Origin of the sequence: Nocardioides koreensis (assembly GCF_039531775.1) — a bacterium.
Lineage (GTDB): Bacteria > Actinomycetota > Actinomycetes > Propionibacteriales > Nocardioidaceae > Nocardioides > Nocardioides koreensis.
Genome location: NZ_BAAAQR010000002.1, coordinates 411,720 through 427,145 on the forward strand (window position 1 = coordinate 411,720; position 15,426 = coordinate 427,145).

Below are 15,426 nucleotides of genomic sequence, written 5' to 3' on the forward strand. Positions count from 1 at the left end.
CGGGCGCGCGTCCCGCCCAATGGGGGCAGACCCCTGCGAGGAGGCGCGATGTCGTCATCAGTGTTGGCCGTGGTCGTGGACTGCCGCGACCCGCGTGCCCAGGCGGGCTTCTGGGCCACTGTCCTGTCCCGGCGCATGGCCGAGCGCAACCCCGAGGAGTACCTCGTGGACGATCCCTCGAGGTCGGGCTCGCCGCTGTACTTCATGAAGGTGCCCGAGGAGAAGCAGGTCAAGAACCGGCTGCACATCGACCTCGTCACGCCGGGGCCGATGGAGGAGGAAGTGGCTCGGCTGGTGGAGGCGGGCGCCACGGTGCTCGACGTGCGTCAGGACCCGCCCACGTTCGACAACCCGGACACGTGGACCGTGATGCTGGACCCGGAGGGCAACGAGTTCTGCGTGTTCAGGGCCGACACGGTCACGGGGATGCCCTGAGGTCCGCGGCCCGCTGCTCGCGCCACTCCTCGGCGAGGATCGCGTAGGCGAACCCGTCGAGCCACGCGCCGCTGCGGTGCAGGGACTCGCGCACCGAGTGGGTCTCCCGCCGCATGCCGAGCCTCTCCATCAGCCGCCAGGACGCGACGTTGTCGGCGAAGCACTGGGCGATGACCCGACGCAGCCGGAGGTCCTCGAAGCAGATCCCGAGCAGCGCCCGGGCGGCCTCGGTGGCGAAGCCCCGCCCGGCGTGGGCGGGGTCGATCACCCACCCGAGCTCCGCCTGGACCCCGCGTGCCCGGTCGGCCACCTCGGCCTGGGCCCAGCCGTCCTCGATGAGCAGCATCAGGTCACCGACGACCACCCCGCCGTGCTCGACGAGCAGGGTCTTCGACAGCCGCTCGGGATCCGCGAAGCTGCGGACGTAGCGCTCCCGGTCGTCGGCCTCGCGGGTCAGCCAGCGACCGACCGCGGGGATCGAGCGGATCCGGAAGGTCGCCTCGGCGTCGTCGGGGGTGGCCGGCCGGATCGTCAGCCGCGCGGTGCGGACGGGCCAGTCGACGGCGCTGAGGTCCTGGGGCATGGGCACATCGTCGGCCATCGGCCACGCGCCCGGCACGGAGTTTCGGCGGGACACCGCTCCAGACCGGGGTGCCCGCCGGGTTTGGCCGCCGTAGCGCGAGGGGACGTTCGTCGTTGACCGGGGAGTCCGGCCGTCCCGGGAAAGGGTTCGCATCCATGCGCGCAGCACCACGCTCCACCGTCCACCAGCTCGTCACCGGCCCGGCGGCGCTGCTGCTGGTGGGTGCGGGCCTCACGGTGCTGGGCCTCACCGGCTCGGGCAGCGCCGACGCGGCGACGCCGGCCGAGGGGACGGTGTCCGCGGGGGGCGACCACGGAGTCTCCTGGACCGGCGGCCCGTTCGCCGTCCCGAACCTCACCGGTACCGCGCTCGACCTGCCGGACTGCTCGGCCCCCGAGTCCTGCGACGACTTCGCGCTGCACGTGGACACGCCGTCGACCTACGGCCGCGACCACCAGCTCAAGATCTCGGTGAAGTGGGAGAACGCCGCCGCGGACTTCGACGTCTACCTGCTGAACAGCAAGGGCGAGTCGGTGGCCACCGCGGCGTCGAGCAGCGACCCCGAGCTGATCCTCGCGGCTCCACGGGCGGGGGACTACACGGTCCGGGTGGTGCCTTTCGCCCCCGCCGGTGACAGCTACCGGGCAACCGCCAGGCTCGTGGACCGGCCGGCCAACCCCCAGCCCGGCGACGACAGGCCGCCCACGTTCCGGAACTACAAGGCGCCCAGGAAGCTCACCGACGCCAACAACGCCGGCGAGCCCTCGATCGGCAACAGCTTCAGGACCGACGCCACGATGTACCAGGCCTACCTCTCGACCTACAAGGTCCGGTGGGCGCACGGCGACGCGACCTGGCGCGACGTCTCCGCCAACGCCGCCACCGGCTGTCCCCAGGGGAGCACCGAGAGCCTCGACCCGATCCTGTTCACCGACCGCAGCACCGGGCGGACCTTCGAGTCGCAGCTGACCGGTGTGGACTCCTTCACCTGCTGGACCGACGACGACGGCAAGACCTGGTCCCCGAGCACCGGCGGCGGCATCCCCAGCGGGGTGGACCACCAGAGCATCGGCGGCGGGCCGCTCACCGGGAACGGCCTCGGCAACCTGCCGACCACCGACTACGAGAACACCGTCTACTACTGCAGCCAGGACATCGCGACCGCCTTCTGCGCGGCCTCGCACGACGGCGGGACGACCTTCGGCGCCGGCGTGCCGACGTACGACCTGACCCAGTGCGGGGGCCTGCACGGCCACGTCAAGGTCGGCCCGGACGGCACGGCGTACCTGCCCAACAAGGGGTGCGGCAAGCGTGCGGCGCTGGCGGTCTCGCGCGACGACGGCCAGAGCTGGACCGTGCACAAGGTGCCCTCCAGCACCGTCGGTGACTCCGACCCGTCGGTCGGCATCAGCGCGAACAACACCGTCTACGTCGGGTACGTCGGCGCGGACGGCCGCCCCGGCGTCGCGGTCAGCACCGACCACGGCCGCACCTGGAAGCGCGGGCAGCAGGTCGCCGGCGACCTCGGCGTCAAGAACGCTGTGTTCCCGGCCGTGGTCGCCGGCAGCGACGACCGCGCGGCCTTCGCCTACCTCGGCACGACCAAGGGCGGTGACTACCAGGCGACCGGCAAGTTCCACGGCGTGTGGCACCTCTACATCAGCACCACCTACGACGGTGGCCGGCACTGGGTGACCCGGGACGCGACCCCGCACGACCCGGTGCAGCGGGGCTCGCTGTGCACGGGCGGCACGACCTGCGGCGACGACCGCAACCTGCTCGACTTCATGGACATCACGCTCGACGACCACGGGCGGGTCCTGGTGGGGTACGCCGACGGCTGCATCGGGAAGTGTGTCGACCACCCGCGCAAGAACGGCCACGACGCCTACGCGACGATCGCGCGGCAGACCGGAGGAAAGACCTTGTTCACCAAGTACGACAGGGCGCGCAAGTGAGGCGCCCGGCCGTCGCCCTCGCGGGCGCGTTGCTCCTCCTCACCTCCGCCCTCGCCGGCTGCGGCGGTGAGAGCGAGGCCGAGTCGTCCTCGGAGAAGGCCAGGGAGCAGGCGGCCGAGCAGGAGCTCGAGGCGGCCGCGGACCGCAGCGTGTGCCGCGCCGACGCCGACCCGGTCGACGAGCCGTACGGCGAGGGGTTCCCCGAGTCGTGGGAGTTCCCGGCCGACACGACCGTCTACGACGTGGAGCACCGCGGCGAGACCGGGGTGATCGTCACCGCTGTCTCCTCGGCGCCGTTCCTGACGATCCTCGACTTCCTCAACCACGAGGCGGTCGACAACGGCTTCGCGATCACCGAGGGCGAGACCGAGGAGCACGACGCCGAGGCCAACTGGCGCTCCGACGAGCAGACCGGGCGCTGGGCGATCCGGGAGTCCGCGGACTGCCCGGGCGAGACCGTGATCCAGGTGTTCGCCGCCGCCCCCGGGGCCTGATCGCTGGTGACGTCCCGCGCGCTCGGGCTCAGCGGGTGGGGTCGTAGTCCGCGCCGTTGACGGCCAGGACGACCGCGGGGGCGGTGCCCCGCGTCACCTGCAGGCTCACCTGGGTCCCGACGAGACCGGTGAGCTCCTGGGCGTTGGACTCCAGCGTGCCGTCACCGTCGAAGTCCGCGCTCGCTGCGGTCGTGAGGAAGTCCGCGTCGCCGACGTCGAGCACCGTCTCACCGACGCACCACTGGGCCGGGCCGACACCGTAGGTGCCGAGGACGCCGGTCAGCGTGACCGGCTCGGGCGTGGGGCTGGGCGGGTCCGGTGTCGGGCTCGGTGGGTCGGACGTGGGGCTGGACGGGTCCGGTGTCGGGCTCGGTGGGTCGGACGTGGGGCTGGACGGGTCCGGTGTCGGGCTCGGTGGGTCGGACGTGGGGCTGGGTGTGGGGCTGGGGGGATCCGACGTGGGGTCGGCGGTGCCGGTCGTCGGTGTGCCAGTGGTCCCGGGATCCGGCGAGCCCGGCGAGCCCGGCGTCGAGCCGTGTGTCGGGTCCTGGGAGGGGACGGACGTCGGGCCCGGGTCGTGGGTGCCGAGCGCGCTCCCCGCCTCCGTCACCTGGCCGCCGGACGGCGAATCGCCGTGGTCGGCGCCCCTCCTGGCCTCGAGGGTGGGCTGCTCCGGGCTGGCCGGGATGATCGCGGTCCGGACGGGCTGGCCGAGGTCGCCGAGCATCGCGAAGTCGCCGGCGCGGTAGGCGCGGTCGACGGCCAGGACGCTCGCGACGTAGGACCCCGAGGGGTTGTAGCGGAAGACGGCAGCCCCACGGCCGCTCCGGGTGTCCAGGCTGCCCGGCGCGGAGCAGAGGAACACGGCCGCGGCCAGCGAGGCGTCGTCGATGTCGTCCGGCGACCGGATCCCGTCGCCGTCGGCGTCGACCGCGACCACCGACCAGGTCGACGGCAGGAACTGCATCGGGCCGACTGCGCGGTCCCAGACGCGGTCCCCGTCGAGCCCGCCGCCGTCGGTGTCGTGGACCCGCGCGACCGGACGACGCCCGTCCAGGGCGACACCTCGGACCACCGGGCTCGAGACACCGTCCGCGCCGAGCAGGGCGCCGCCGTACCGTCCGTGGTCGGACTCCACCCGCCCGACGGCAGCGAGAAGGGACCACGACAGGCCGCAGGATCCGTCGACATTCTCCATGATCGCGGCTGCCCGCTGATAGGCCAGCAGTGCGGTCACGGGGATGTCGAGGTGGGCCAGCGCCGCGGGCGGCAGCCGCGGGGTGCCCTTGGTGTGCCGGACCAGGGCCTCGCCGACCGAGACGGTGGGTACGTGCACGGGCCGGTCGGCGACGGCGGAGCCGGACCGGGCCTCGAGCGACACCGTCCCGGCGGTCGGGTACACCGCGGAGCCCCGGCCGGCCAGCATCGACGCTGCGACCAGGACAACCGTGGTCACCACGGTCGTCAAGAGGGGGCGGTTGTGTCCGGTCAGGCGCATCTTCCACGTCACAGGGAGGTCTTGGCATCGGGCGTCCCGATCGACGCTAGGTCGCGCCGCGGTTCCACGAATCCCCAAACCTGAGGGTCAGCCGCGGCCCGCGCCCTAGCCCGGTGCCCGGTCGGACCACGGCGTGACCGGCCGCGGCCGGGCCACCCCGTCGACGGTCAGGTCGAGGCGCTCGGTGAAGAAGGCGACCATGTCCTGCACCGGCACCGCGTCGTGGAGGGCCTGCTCGTAGGTCCAGGCGATGTTGCTCAGCACCCGGTCCCCGACCCGGGCGGACCAGTACGACGCCCGGCCCTTGTAGGCGCACACCGTGTGCAGGCTGCTGGGCTCCAGCAGCTCCATCGCGACGTCCTCGCGGGGGATGTAGTAGCGCACGAGTAGCGGCGTCTCGAACAACCACGTGCTCCGGGTGCTGTCGGCGAGCACCGCGTCCTCGGCGCTGATCGCGACGCGGCGGCTGCTGCGCAGGCAGTCGATCCGGTCGAAGGGGTCGCGCGGGTGCCCCATCACCGGCTCGTCCTCCTCGTACCACTGGGTGAAGGCCTTCCAGTCCAGGACGACGTAGCCGGCCAGGTCCGGGTCGACCGGCGCGAACGCGGCGCCGGGCAGGTCGCCGTCGGGCGTCCGGATCGTCAGCGGCGCCCCCGGACAGCTGTGCGCCGAGAACGGGGTGCGCGGGTCCAGCACCGGAGGCCCGCCCTCGTCCAGGGAGAACGGATGCTCCTGGCCGGCGGTCTCGGTGGGGGTCGCGTGGGGGACGAGCTCGCCCGCGACGTCCTCGCGCGGCACGGCGTACGCCGCCACCACCCGCCGCGGCTCCCACACCAGGCGGGCGGCGCGTGAGCTGACGACCACCGCGTCGCCGGCGGTCGCCCGCACCCACTTCTCCACGGGGTGGACCCGGAGCTCGGGCAATGCACCCATCACCAGGTCACGCATGAGGACCGCCATCCTCCGAGTCTCCGCCGTGCACCGCGGTCGCGCCAGAGTGCGACGGAGAACGTGTAGGAGACTGGCCGGGTGAGCGAGCAGACGATCAGGGACCGCGTCACCACCGCCGTGAGCATGGGCCGGGAGGTCCAGGGGCGGATCTACCGGGCCGGGGTGTTCGGCCACAGGCCCGTCGTCCCCGTCGAGCCGGCGGCCCTGGAGGCGGCGGCGCAGCGCCGGATGAGCCCGCAGGCGTGGTCGTACGTCGCCGGCAGCGCCGGCCAGCAGCACACCGCCCGCGCCAACCTGGCGGCCTTCGACCGGCACCGGATCGTGCCGCGGATGCTCGTCGACGTCGAGGAGCGCGACACGTCGGTCGAGCTGTTCGGTCGGCGGCTGCCGGCCCCGCTGCTGTTCGCCCCGATCGGCGTGCTGGAGATGGCGCACCGCGAGGCGGAGCGTGCGGTCGCCGAGGCGGCACGGACCCTCGGCCTGCCGATGGTGATCTCCACCCAGGGCTCGCTGCCGATGGAGGAGACCGCCGCCGCGCTCGGAGACTCACCCCGGTGGTACCAGCTCTACTGGAGCCGGGACGACGACGTCGTCGACTCGTTCGTGGCCCGGGCCGAGGCGATCGGCAGCGAGGCGATCGTGGTCACCCTGGACACCCACGTCCTCGGTTGGCGGACCCGGGACCTCGACGTGGCCTACCTGCCGTTCGCGCGGGCCGAGGGGATCGCGCAGTACACCAGCGACCCGGCGTTCCGCCGGCTGGTCGAGGCGCGCGCGCAGACCCCGTCGGAGGAGCCCACGCCCCGCCCCACCGTGTCCGCGGTCAAGGCGCTGGTCTCGATGGCCCGGCACTACCCCGGGGACCTGTGGACCAACCTGCGCTCGCCGCTGCCGCGGGCGGCGGTCGAGACCTTCCTGGACGTCTTCTCGAGGTCCTCCCTGACCTGGGACGACCTCGCCACGCTGCGCGAGCGCACCTCGCTGCCGATCGTGCTCAAGGGCATCCAGGACCCCCGGGACGCGGCGCTCGCCCTGGAGCACGGCGTCGACGGCATCGTCGTGTCCAACCACGGCGGCCGGCAGGTCGACGGGGCGATCGGCTCGCTGGACGCGCTGCCCGGCGTGGTCGAGGAGGTCGACGGCCGGATCCCGGTGCTCTTCGACAGCGGGGTCCGCAGCGGGGCCGACGCCTTCAAGGCGCTGGCGCTGGGAGCCCGCGCCGTGCTCGTCGGCCGGCCCTGGGTCTACGGCCTCGCGCTCGCCGGGGCCGACGGCGCCCGGACGGTCATGGAGCACCTGTGGGCCGAGCTGGACCTGACCATGGCGCTGTCCGGCGTCAGCTCGGTCGACCAGATAAGCCGGGACCTGCTGGCCTGACTCGACGAGTCGCGGCCGTCAGGGCTTCAGCGTGACCGGCAGCCGCTCGTAGCCGCGCAGGATGCGGGTGTCGCGGCGTACGGCGCCCGGCTCGACGCGCAGGTCGGGGTACCGCTCGAAGAGCGTCCGCAGCCCGACCTCGCCCTCCATCCGGGCCAGCGCAGCGCCGAGGCAGTAGTGCCGCCCGGCGGAGAAGGAGACGTGGTCGCGCGCGTTCTCCCGGCTGACGTCGAAGGTCCCCGGCTGCGGGAAGACCCGGGGGTCCCGGTTCGCGCCGGCCAGCAGCGCGACCATCGCGGACCCGCGTGGCATCGGCACGCCAGCGATCTCGGCGTCGGCCGTGGTCATGCGTCCGGTCAGGAGCACCGGCGGGTCGACCCGCAGCACCTCGTCGACGGCGTTCGGCCAGAGGTCGTCGTGCTCGGCGAGCAGCCGGCGCTGCTCGGGGTGGCCCGCGAGCAGCGCGGTGCCGTTGCCGAGCAGGTTGACGGTGGTCTCGAAGCCGGCCGCGAGTACCAGCCCGGCGGTGGACTTCAGCTCGGTGTCGGTGAGGCCCACGCCGTCGTGCTGGGCGGCGACGAGCTGGCTGAGCAGGTCGTCGCCCGGTCGCCGGCGCAGGCCCGCGAGGTGGTGGTCGAGCCACCGGTCGAACTCGCGCAGCGCCGACTCGACCCGGCGGAACTCCCGCCAGGAGAGTCCGAGGTCGAGGCTGGGCGCGGCCGCGGCGCCGAACCTCAGCACCTTGTCCCGGTCGTGCTCGGGGACGCCGAGGATCTCCGCGATCACCGTGACCGGAAGCAGGCTGCCGTACCCCGCGACCAGGTCGACCGGGCGGCCCGGGTCGATCCGGTCGAGGAGGTCGGTGGCGATCTGCTGCGTACGACCGCGCAGCTGCTCGACGGCCCGGACGCTGAAGACCCGCGTCACGAGCTTGCGGTAGCGGGTGTGGTCGGGCGGCTCGGTCACCAGCAGCGAGGGTGGGGTGAGTGGGCCGAGCGGGGCGTCGATCATGGACCAGCCCTGCAGCCGGGCCAGGCGGCTGCCGCCGTCGGTGGGGAGGAACCCGGAGGCGACGTCAGGGCTGGACAGCAGCTCCCGGACCGCGGCGTTCTCCGCGCTCACCGCGGCGTACTTGCCCCGGTAGAACGGCCCGTGGCCGCGCAACTCGTCCAGGACCGGCTCCAGCGCCGACAGGTCGCCCGACTGGGTGGCCACGAACATCCGGCCGTGGAGGTCGCCCTCCCGGGCCGCCCGGCGCAGCAGGGTGCGCGGAAGTGCGTGGCCGAGGGACCAGCGCACGGCGGCGCGGGCCAGGGGGGCGGGGCTGGGCACGGTCACGCGGGGCCTCCTGGGGCGCGGTGTCGCCTCCATCCTGCCCGGTGGGGCGAGGCCCGCGAGAACCCGCCACGTGGGCCATTGCCGCCCATCAGTCGGGGGAGAACACTCGGCGACGGGCGGGGAGTGAGAGGGGAAGGACATGTGGGCCCAGCTGAGCAGCGTCCGCGTCAAGGAGGGCGGAGCCGACGAGGTCGGCCGAGCCATGGAACAGCTGCGGACGTTCGAGCAGCCGGGCTCCGGCCCGCTGCGCACCCTCGTCATGCAGGACCAGAAGGATCCGGCACGCATGTTCGTGCTGGTCGTCTTCGAGAGCGAGGAGAAGGCGCGGGCCCGCGAGGCTGATCCGCGGCGTGAGGAAGGCGTCCGAGCTCTCCGGGCCAGTCTGGCCGGGGTCCTCGAAGCAGTGCCGGAGTACACCGACCTGGAGGTCATTGCCGAGCTCGTGCCCTAGGTGTTCTGTCCACGCAGGTTGGGCACGAACTGGATGGGTGACTTGCCTTTGAGTGCGGTGTGGCCGCGGTGGTGATTGTAGATGTGCAGCCAGGCGGGGTAGGTGGCTGCGCGTTCGGCTTCTGAGCGGTACTCGTGGGCGTGGGCCCATTCTTCGAGCAGGGTCCGGTTGAGGGACATTCTGGGTCGCGGTACAGGTGGCTCTCGCCATTGGAGCAACGAGTACCGGTGATCGGCATTGTGCGACGTTCGATTTCGCGACATTCGAACTCCGAGGAGAACGGTCCGACGCGGCGGGGAATGACGCACTTCGCATCCGCGCATCGAGGCAGATCAGTGCGCGCGAGGCGCGCACATCCCGTGGCTGAACGGCGCGACCGACGGCGCATGATCGCGGCGGTGCCGCGAGACACCGTGGTCGGTAGTCTCGAGCCGTGACGAGCGAGCCATCGGGCATGTTCGAGGCGATGTACGCGCGCGCGGAGACGGGTGGGGGCAAGCCGCCCTGGGACTACGGCGCCCCTCGCCCGCAGCTCGTGGAGTGGGCGAAGGCACGGAACCTCGCGGGAGGTGGCCGCGAGGCGCTGGTGGTCGGGTGTGGCTACGGAGCTGACGCCGAGTTCCTTGTGTTGCTGGGATTTCGGACCACGGGGTTTGACTTCGCGCCGACGGCGATTGCTGGTGCGCGGCGGAAGTATCCGGCCAGCGAGGTGAATTACCTCGTTGCCGACGTCATGGACCTTCCTCGTCAGTGGCAGGGGAACTTTGACCTGGTCGTAGAGAGCCTCACCGTGCAGTCGATGCCGCCTGAGCAGCATTCAGTCGCGGTGCGGAACATCGCAGCGTTGGTGGCACCTGAAGGCACGCTGCTGGTCTTGGCGACCACGCGGGAGGAACACTCCGAGGTGAAGGGCCCACCCTGGCCGCTGACCCGTGCCGAGGTCGAAGAGTTTTCGAGCGGAGACCTCGTCATGGACCGGCTCGAGCGGATCGAGAACGGCGCTTGGTGGCGAGCCCAACTGTCACGAGCACGCGACCATTCCGCCTGACGCCGCGGCGAGCCCCGTCCGAGCCGGTTGTCTCGGCCTCTGGACCCACCTTGGGCGCGACGCGTTGAGCCCGGCATCGTCCGCAGAATGGAGTCGCCGGCAGGTGGCGGTATGACGCACCTTCGCCGCCCGCTGTTCGCCACACGGACCGCAGCACGGTTTGCCGCTGGCCCTGGTTCCTCGCGCTCGAGATCACTGCCCAACGAGGCTCTCGACAGGTGCTCATGGGGCGGCGAGGATAAGAGTGAAGGACCCGCTCCTATGCGAGTGGGTCGGAGGTATCGACTCACCGACCGAATCGGCGAGGGGAGCCCACCATGGGAGAGATCGGCACCGAACGCCGCGAAGTCGAGTTCGAACCCCTGACGGACGAGCCGGTGACCGAGCCCGTCCGGGCAGAGCCCGCCCGGCAGACTGAGCGCGCATCGCTATCGCCTGCCCCTGCACGGACATGACAGCGCCGGCGCCCGCGCCACGCCAAGGCTCAGCGCTCGTGCCGGGGGAGTTGCGTGGGTATCGCCAGTTCGAGTTGCGTGCCGACGGGCTGTATCCCCTCGTGTACTCGGGATCGGGGCCGTGGGAGGGCAGGTTTGAGCAGGCGAGGTGCGCCGGCGAGGCGGACCACTCGCCACCAGGGGTGGACTGCGGCTGCGGCCTGTACGGCTGGTATCTGCCCGGTGGCAGCGCGATGGTGTTGATCGGCCCGGCGAGCGCGGTCATCGCCGCTCGTGGACGCTGTGTTCTGGGCGACCGCGGGTTCCGCGCAGCGCAAGCGCGCATCGAGGCGGTGGCCCTGCCGGCCGGGGTGCGCTGGAACCCGCGGGCGGCGTCGGGAGCACGCCGGATGCTGGCCCAGCGGTATCCCCGCACCCGTGTCTACAGCTCAGCTCGGCAGATGGTGAGGGACCACCCACCGCACGATGTTCACGCGCTCGGCATTGATCCCCCGTGCGATCGGACCCGCGGGTACCGGGCCGCGGCGGCCGTGACCTACGTGACCGGCATGGTGCTGACCCTCGTGCTCGCGGCGCTGCCGCTTGTTGTGGCGCACGGGTTCGAAAGGTGGTGGGTGCTGTTCGTGTTCTTCTTCGTGCTGGCTTGGCAAGCAGCGCTGGTGTGGCTACTCGCCCGGCTCGTGAGGCTGCAGACGCCCGATACCCGCGACGGCGGCGCGTACGCTCCGGCGGCGCGATGAATCACGCGTGACCATCGACTGGCCAAGGCCCGGGCATTGAGCGACTTCACAATGCCCCCGGCGTGGCTCGCTGGCGCGGGGTGGACATCTCATCCGAGTCGGGGGATGTCTTCGGCTGCTGATCGCTTGAGGCTGCGTCAAGAAGCCGGTGGGATCCACCCTTTCGGCCCCTTTGAGAGGTTGCCTTGTGTTCGACGACAACGGCTCGTTCCTGCTGGCCCTGTTTGAGTTCTTCCTGTTCTTTGCGTGGTTCATGTGCCTGTTCTGGGTCCTCGGAGACATCTTCCGGAGCAAGGACCTGGGCGGAGGAAGCAAGACGCTCTGGGTGATCTTCGTGATCATCGTCCCGTGGCTGGGCATCTTGGTCTATCTGATCGCCCGTGGCCACGGGATGCAGGATCGTCAACTGGAGCAGGCAAAGGAGATCCAGGCGGCTCAGGCGGACTACCTCAAATCGGTCGCCGCACCGTCCTCGGGCGACGCTGCCAGCCAGATCGCCGACGCCAAGGGCCTACTCGTCAACGGGGCGATCACCCAGGCGGAGTTCGATCAGCTCAAGGCAAAGGCGCTCGCTTCCTGATTGACGTCACTCGTGGTGACTGGCTCGCCCAACCCATTCCTCACCCACGAGGAGTCTCGCTTCGAGTAACGCTTGAGCCCCGTCGTGCTCTTCGTGCGATGTGAGTTGCGGGCATGCGTGGGTGCGTCTATCTGGGTTGTTAGTCGTAGGTGCGCCGAACCGCTCCAGCCACGGAAACTCGGTTCCTCTTCCCGGGCCCCCCGGTTAGGTTGCCCGAATGATCAACTGGCATAGAGTCCGCGAGGAGAACTTTGCCCTCCCGCAGGGTGCAGCCGTGAACGCCCTGCTGGCCGAGCTTTCGGAGATGCTCACATCGCCGGATCCGGAGATCCGCGACGACCTGGCTTTCACCACGCTGGCGACTTGGATCGATGAAGGTGTGGTTCCCGACGACAGGCTAGAACCGTTAGGCGACCTGATGGCGCAGAGACTGGCCTCCGAAGAGGTCTGGACGCGCAGCTTCGCGGCCCTGGTTCTGTGCGTGATCGTGGCGACACGCGGCGTGTGCGAGCCCTCGTGGGTCGGCGCCTTTGAGACCTGGTATCCGCATGAGAGCGACCTCCGAGGGTATGACCAGAAGCTCGGCTGGCTGCACGCCGTTGCCCACGGCGCCGACCTGCTCGGTGAGCTTGGCCTGCGGAAGGAGATTGAGCCACGCCGGATGCTGGAACTGGCTGGGCAGCGGATGAGCGCCGAGACCAATCTCGTGTGGCGGGACAAGGAGGATGCTCGCTTGGCGTACGCCATCGGCAAGGTTCTGACGCGGTCGGACCTGACGCGAGAGGACGCCGAGGTGTGGCTCGCGCCCGTCGCGCAGATGTTGTCCGCTGGTGGCGTGGGCGCGACCCCCGCGCCGGCGACGAACACTCTCAACACCCTGCGCACGCTGTACGTGCTGCTCAGTCGCGGCGTCCGTGTTTCCCCCACTGAGGTGGTTGCGGCCAGATGGAATGAGCATCTTCTCGATCATCTGGCCGAGGTCCTGCACCCGGCCACGCCTTGGATGTGGTGAGCGCGGCAGCACGTAGACGACAGGCGTCGCGTCCAGCGAACCGACGTATCGCCTGGATTAACCGACACCTCGGCCCTCCAGACTCTTCCCAACCATGCTCGAGGCTGCCGATCGACCTAGCTGGGTCACGGCGACTCGCGGCTGTTAGACGCAGGCCCAAGGCAGGGAACAAGGGTCTGCGCGCCAGATGAGCAGACGCGTTCTGTTGCGCGGGCATCACCGGACTGGCGACCGTGGGAGAGTTGCCGCTGGGCGCCCTGACGTCAGGAGGCAGTCGGGTGCGGGCCGGCGTCCGCCGGGCCCAGGTGGTGAGTGGCCTCGCGGCGCAGCCACAGCCCCATGAGGAGCAGCACCGCGCCCCAGGCGAACGCGACCAGCCCGAGGAGGAACGCGATGCCGACGGCGCCCTTGCCGGGGTTGGCCGCGAAGAGGATCCCGAGGACCAGGTCGACCAGGCCCGCCAGCGCGAGCAGCCCGCGCGGCACCGTCGTCGACGACGTGGCCGCCGCGGCCAGCTCGAAGACGCCGCGGGCGATCAGCCAGATGCCCAGGATCCAGGTCAGCGCGACGGCGGTGACCTTCGGGCTGGTCACGGCCACGATCCCGGCGATCAGGGCGATCGCGCCCATGGCGACGAGCAGCCACCGCGAGCCGGACCCGGCGCCCGGCCAGAACCCCTGGGCGAGGGAGCCGAAGCCGTCGGCGATGGCCCACAGCCCCCAGAGCAGAGCCAGCGCGGTGGCGGTCTCGAGCGGCCAGGCCATCGCGAGGATCCCGAAGACGAGGGCGACACCGCCGCGCGCCACGAGCGCCTTCCAGCCGATGCTGAACCAGTCGCTCTCCATGGAGCCCTCCCCGGTGTCCCCGGCGTACGACGCTACGCGCGCCGGGGCCGGGGACGCTGCCCCAGGACTGGGGATGGTGGAGCGTCCCGAGGGTTGGCTCAGTGGGCGGCGAGCCGACCCGACAGCCGGTCGTGCATCGAGGCGCTGGCGGTGTTCAGGCCCTCGATCCGGACCTGCTTGCCCTTGCGGGCGTACTTGGTCGTGATCCCGTCCAGCGCGGCGACGGTCGAGGCGTCCCAGACGTGCGAGCGGGACAGGTCGATGGTCACGTCGACGGGATCCTCGGCGTACTCGAACTGGGCGTAGAGGTCGTTGCTGGAGGCGAAGAAGAGCTCGCCGGTGACCGTGTAGACCACGCGGACCGAGCCGTCGGTGCCCTCGACCAGCTCGCGCCGGGTCTCGGCGAGATGCGCGACCCGGCGGGCGAAGAGCGTCATCGCGACGAGGACTCCGACCACCACCCCGATCGCGAGGTTGTGGGTGACGACCACGACGACCACCGTCGAGACCATCACCGTCGTCTCGCTGCGGGGCATCCGGCGCAGGGTCGCGGGCCGGACGCTGTGCCAGTCGAAGGTGCCGACGGAGACCATCACCATCACCGCGACCAGCGCGGCCATCGGCATCAGGGCCACGACGTCGCCGAAGCCGACGACGAGCACGAGCAGGAAGACGCCGGCGAGGAAGGTGGAGATCCGGGTGCGGGCCCCGGAGGCCTTCACGTTGATCATCGTCTGGCCGATCATCGCGCAGCCGCCCATGCCGCCGAAGAACCCGGTGATGACGTTGGCGGCGCCCTGGCCCCAGGCCTCGCGGGACTTGTGGGAGTGGGTGTCGGTGATGTCGTCGACGAGCTTCGCGGTCATCAGCGACTCGAGCAGGCCCACCAGCGCCATGCCCACGGCGTACGGGCCGATGATCCGCAGGGTCTCCAGGGTGAACGGGACGTGCGGGAGGAACAGGGTGGGCAGGCTGTCGGGCAGCTCACCCTCGTCGCCCACCGTCGGCAGGTCCAGCCCGACGGTCAGGGTCAGCGCGGTCAGCACCACGATGGCGACCAGCGGGGCGGGTACGACGCGCGTGACCCGGGGCAGCAGCACGATGAGGGCGACCCCGGCCGCGACCATCGGGTAGACCAGCCACGGGACGTGGACCAGGTGCGGGACCTGGGCCAGGAAGATCAGGATCGCGAGCGCGTTGACGAAGCCGACCATGACCGAGCGGGGCACGAAGCGCATCAGCCGGGCCACGCCCGCCACGCCCAGCAGGACCTGGATGACGCCGCCCAGCAGCACCGTCGCGACCAGGTAGTCGTAGCCGTGGTCGCGCATCACCGGTGCGATCACCAGCGCGATCGCGCCGGTCGCCGCCGAGATCATCGCGGGGCGACCGCCGAGGAAGGAGATCGAGACCGCCATCGTGAACGCCGCGAACAGCCCGATGCGCGGGTCGACGCCGGCGATGATCGAGAACGAGATCGCCTCGGGGATCAGCGCCAGGGCGACCACCAGTCCGGCCAGCACCTCGGTGCGGAGCAGGGCCGGTGAGCGCAGCGCCGTACGCACGGAGGCGGCCTGGACCTCGGTCGGGGCGGCCGGGGACTCGGTCAGGGCAGGGGAAGTCGGCATAGTTCTCTCCGGTGGGGGTCGACGACAAACCTA

15 protein-coding genes and 1 pseudogene are annotated in these 15,426 nt (G+C 71.3%); 9 read left to right on the plus strand and 7 right to left on the minus strand.

Annotated features, from left to right (window positions below; all coding sequences use genetic code 11):
- The first annotated feature begins 48 nt into the window (after positions 1-48).
- A complete protein-coding gene (locus ABD268_RS06085; protein WP_344149099.1) occupies positions 49-435 on the plus strand; it encodes a VOC family protein in 387 nt (128 codons plus the stop codon).
- Here ABD268_RS06085 and ABD268_RS06090 read toward each other — a convergent pair.
- A complete protein-coding gene (locus tag ABD268_RS06090) occupies positions 419-1,018 on the minus strand; it encodes a GNAT family N-acetyltransferase (RefSeq protein WP_344149101.1) in 600 nt (199 codons plus the stop codon). The two genes, ABD268_RS06085 and ABD268_RS06090, sit on opposite strands and share 17 nt — an antisense overlap.
- Positions 1,019-1,173: 155 nt before the next feature.
- Between ABD268_RS06090 and ABD268_RS06095 the strand changes: the two genes are divergently transcribed.
- Positions 1,174-2,976: a sialidase family protein gene (locus tag ABD268_RS06095; protein ID WP_344149103.1), complete on the plus strand. Its 1,803-nt coding sequence runs from the start codon at positions 1,174-1,176 to the stop codon at positions 2,974-2,976.
- On the plus strand, positions 2,973-3,470 hold the full coding sequence (locus tag ABD268_RS06100; RefSeq protein ID WP_344149105.1) for a hypothetical protein: 498 nt from the start codon (positions 2,973-2,975) through the stop codon (positions 3,468-3,470). The genes ABD268_RS06095 and ABD268_RS06100 overlap by 4 nt, the downstream gene beginning before the upstream one ends.
- A gap of 28 nt (positions 3,471-3,498) precedes the next feature.
- Here the strand turns inward: ABD268_RS06100 and ABD268_RS06105 are convergent, their stop codons facing one another.
- Together ABD268_RS06105 and ABD268_RS06110 are read right to left on the minus strand one after the other, a co-directional pair.
- A complete protein-coding gene (locus ABD268_RS06105; RefSeq protein ID WP_344149106.1) occupies positions 3,499-4,926 on the minus strand; it encodes a lytic transglycosylase domain-containing protein in 1,428 nt (475 codons plus the stop codon).
- Between the two features lie 147 nt (positions 4,927-5,073).
- Positions 5,074-5,916 carry a DUF427 domain-containing protein gene (locus tag ABD268_RS06110; protein WP_344149107.1) on the minus strand — a complete coding sequence of 281 codons (843 nt, stop codon included), beginning with the start codon at positions 5,914-5,916 and terminating at the stop codon, positions 5,074-5,076.
- Positions 5,917-5,997: 81 nt separating this feature from the next.
- Between ABD268_RS06110 and ABD268_RS06115 the strand changes: the two genes are divergently transcribed.
- Positions 5,998-7,296, plus strand: a complete 1,299-nt coding sequence (locus ABD268_RS06115; protein ID WP_344149108.1) for an alpha-hydroxy-acid oxidizing protein — start codon at positions 5,998-6,000, stop codon at positions 7,294-7,296.
- Positions 7,297-7,314: 18 nt separating this feature from the next.
- On the opposite strand, the gene ABD268_RS06120 is transcribed toward ABD268_RS06115, so the two are convergent.
- On the minus strand, positions 7,315-8,634 hold the full coding sequence (locus ABD268_RS06120) for a cytochrome P450 (protein WP_344149110.1): 1,320 nt from the start codon (positions 8,632-8,634) through the stop codon (positions 7,315-7,317).
- Between the two features lie 139 nt (positions 8,635-8,773).
- On the opposite strand from ABD268_RS06120, the gene ABD268_RS06125 reads away from it, so the two are divergent.
- On the plus strand, positions 8,774-9,085 hold the full coding sequence (locus ABD268_RS06125; protein ID WP_344149112.1) for an antibiotic biosynthesis monooxygenase family protein: 312 nt from the start codon (positions 8,774-8,776) through the stop codon (positions 9,083-9,085).
- On the opposite strand, the pseudogene ABD268_RS06130 reads toward ABD268_RS06125, so the two are convergent.
- A pseudogene (locus tag ABD268_RS06130) lies at positions 9,082-9,255 on the minus strand (integrase core domain-containing protein); the annotation flags it as partial. The gene ABD268_RS06125 and the pseudogene ABD268_RS06130 sit on opposite strands and share 4 nt — an antisense overlap.
- Positions 9,256-9,518: 263 nt before the next feature.
- Here ABD268_RS06130 and ABD268_RS06135 point away from each other — a divergent pair.
- The 4 genes from ABD268_RS06135 (at position 9,519) to ABD268_RS06150 (ending at position 12,920) form a co-directional block, all read left to right on the plus strand.
- Positions 9,519-10,133, plus strand: coding sequence for a class I SAM-dependent methyltransferase (locus ABD268_RS06135; RefSeq protein ID WP_344149114.1), 615 nt, complete (start codon positions 9,519-9,521; stop codon positions 10,131-10,133).
- Between the two features lie 493 nt (positions 10,134-10,626).
- The gene (locus ABD268_RS06140; RefSeq protein ID WP_344149116.1) at positions 10,627-11,328 is read left to right on the plus strand and encodes a hypothetical protein; all 702 of its coding nucleotides are present in this window, start codon (positions 10,627-10,629) and stop codon (positions 11,326-11,328) included.
- A 187-nt stretch (positions 11,329-11,515) separates the two neighbouring features.
- The gene (locus tag ABD268_RS06145) at positions 11,516-11,908 is read left to right on the plus strand and encodes an SHOCT domain-containing protein (RefSeq protein ID WP_344149118.1); all 393 of its coding nucleotides are present in this window, start codon (positions 11,516-11,518) and stop codon (positions 11,906-11,908) included.
- Between the two features lie 217 nt (positions 11,909-12,125).
- Positions 12,126-12,920 (plus strand): DUF2785 domain-containing protein, encoded by a 795-nt coding sequence (locus ABD268_RS06150; protein ID WP_344149120.1) that lies wholly within the window; start codon positions 12,126-12,128, stop codon positions 12,918-12,920.
- Between the two features lie 263 nt (positions 12,921-13,183).
- On the opposite strand, the gene ABD268_RS06155 is transcribed toward ABD268_RS06150, so the two are convergent.
- The gene (locus tag ABD268_RS06155; protein WP_344149122.1) at positions 13,184-13,765 is read right to left on the minus strand and encodes an HdeD family acid-resistance protein; all 582 of its coding nucleotides are present in this window, start codon (positions 13,763-13,765) and stop codon (positions 13,184-13,186) included.
- A gap of 98 nt (positions 13,766-13,863) precedes the next feature.
- Entirely contained in the window at positions 13,864-15,393 is a 1,530-nt protein-coding gene (locus ABD268_RS06160; protein WP_344149124.1) for a SulP family inorganic anion transporter, read from the minus strand.
- Between the last annotated feature and the right edge of the window lie 33 nt (positions 15,394-15,426).

What these genes read in the sequence shown, in the direction of transcription:
- ABD268_RS06150 (WP_344149120.1), top strand. Translation starts at nt 12,126, where the DNA reads ATGATCAACTGGCATAGAGTCCGCGAGGAGAACTTTGCCCTCCCGCAG.
- ABD268_RS06160 (WP_344149124.1), bottom strand. Translation starts at nt 15,393, where the DNA reads ATGCCGACTTCCCCTGCCCTGACCGAGTCCCCGGCCGCCCCGACCGAG.
- ABD268_RS06095 (WP_344149103.1), top strand. Translation starts at nt 1,174, where the DNA reads ATGCGCGCAGCACCACGCTCCACCGTCCACCAGCTCGTCACCGGCCCG.
- ABD268_RS06155 (WP_344149122.1), bottom strand. Translation starts at nt 13,765, where the DNA reads ATGGAGAGCGACTGGTTCAGCATCGGCTGGAAGGCGCTCGTGGCGCGC.
- ABD268_RS06125 (WP_344149112.1), top strand. Translation starts at nt 8,774, where the DNA reads ATGTGGGCCCAGCTGAGCAGCGTCCGCGTCAAGGAGGGCGGAGCCGAC.
- ABD268_RS06085 (WP_344149099.1), top strand. Translation starts at nt 49, where the DNA reads ATGTCGTCATCAGTGTTGGCCGTGGTCGTGGACTGCCGCGACCCGCGT.
- ABD268_RS06110 (WP_344149107.1), bottom strand. Translation starts at nt 5,916, where the DNA reads ATGCGTGACCTGGTGATGGGTGCATTGCCCGAGCTCCGGGTCCACCCC.
- ABD268_RS06090 (WP_344149101.1), bottom strand. Translation starts at nt 1,018, where the DNA reads ATGCCCCAGGACCTCAGCGCCGTCGACTGGCCCGTCCGCACCGCGCGG.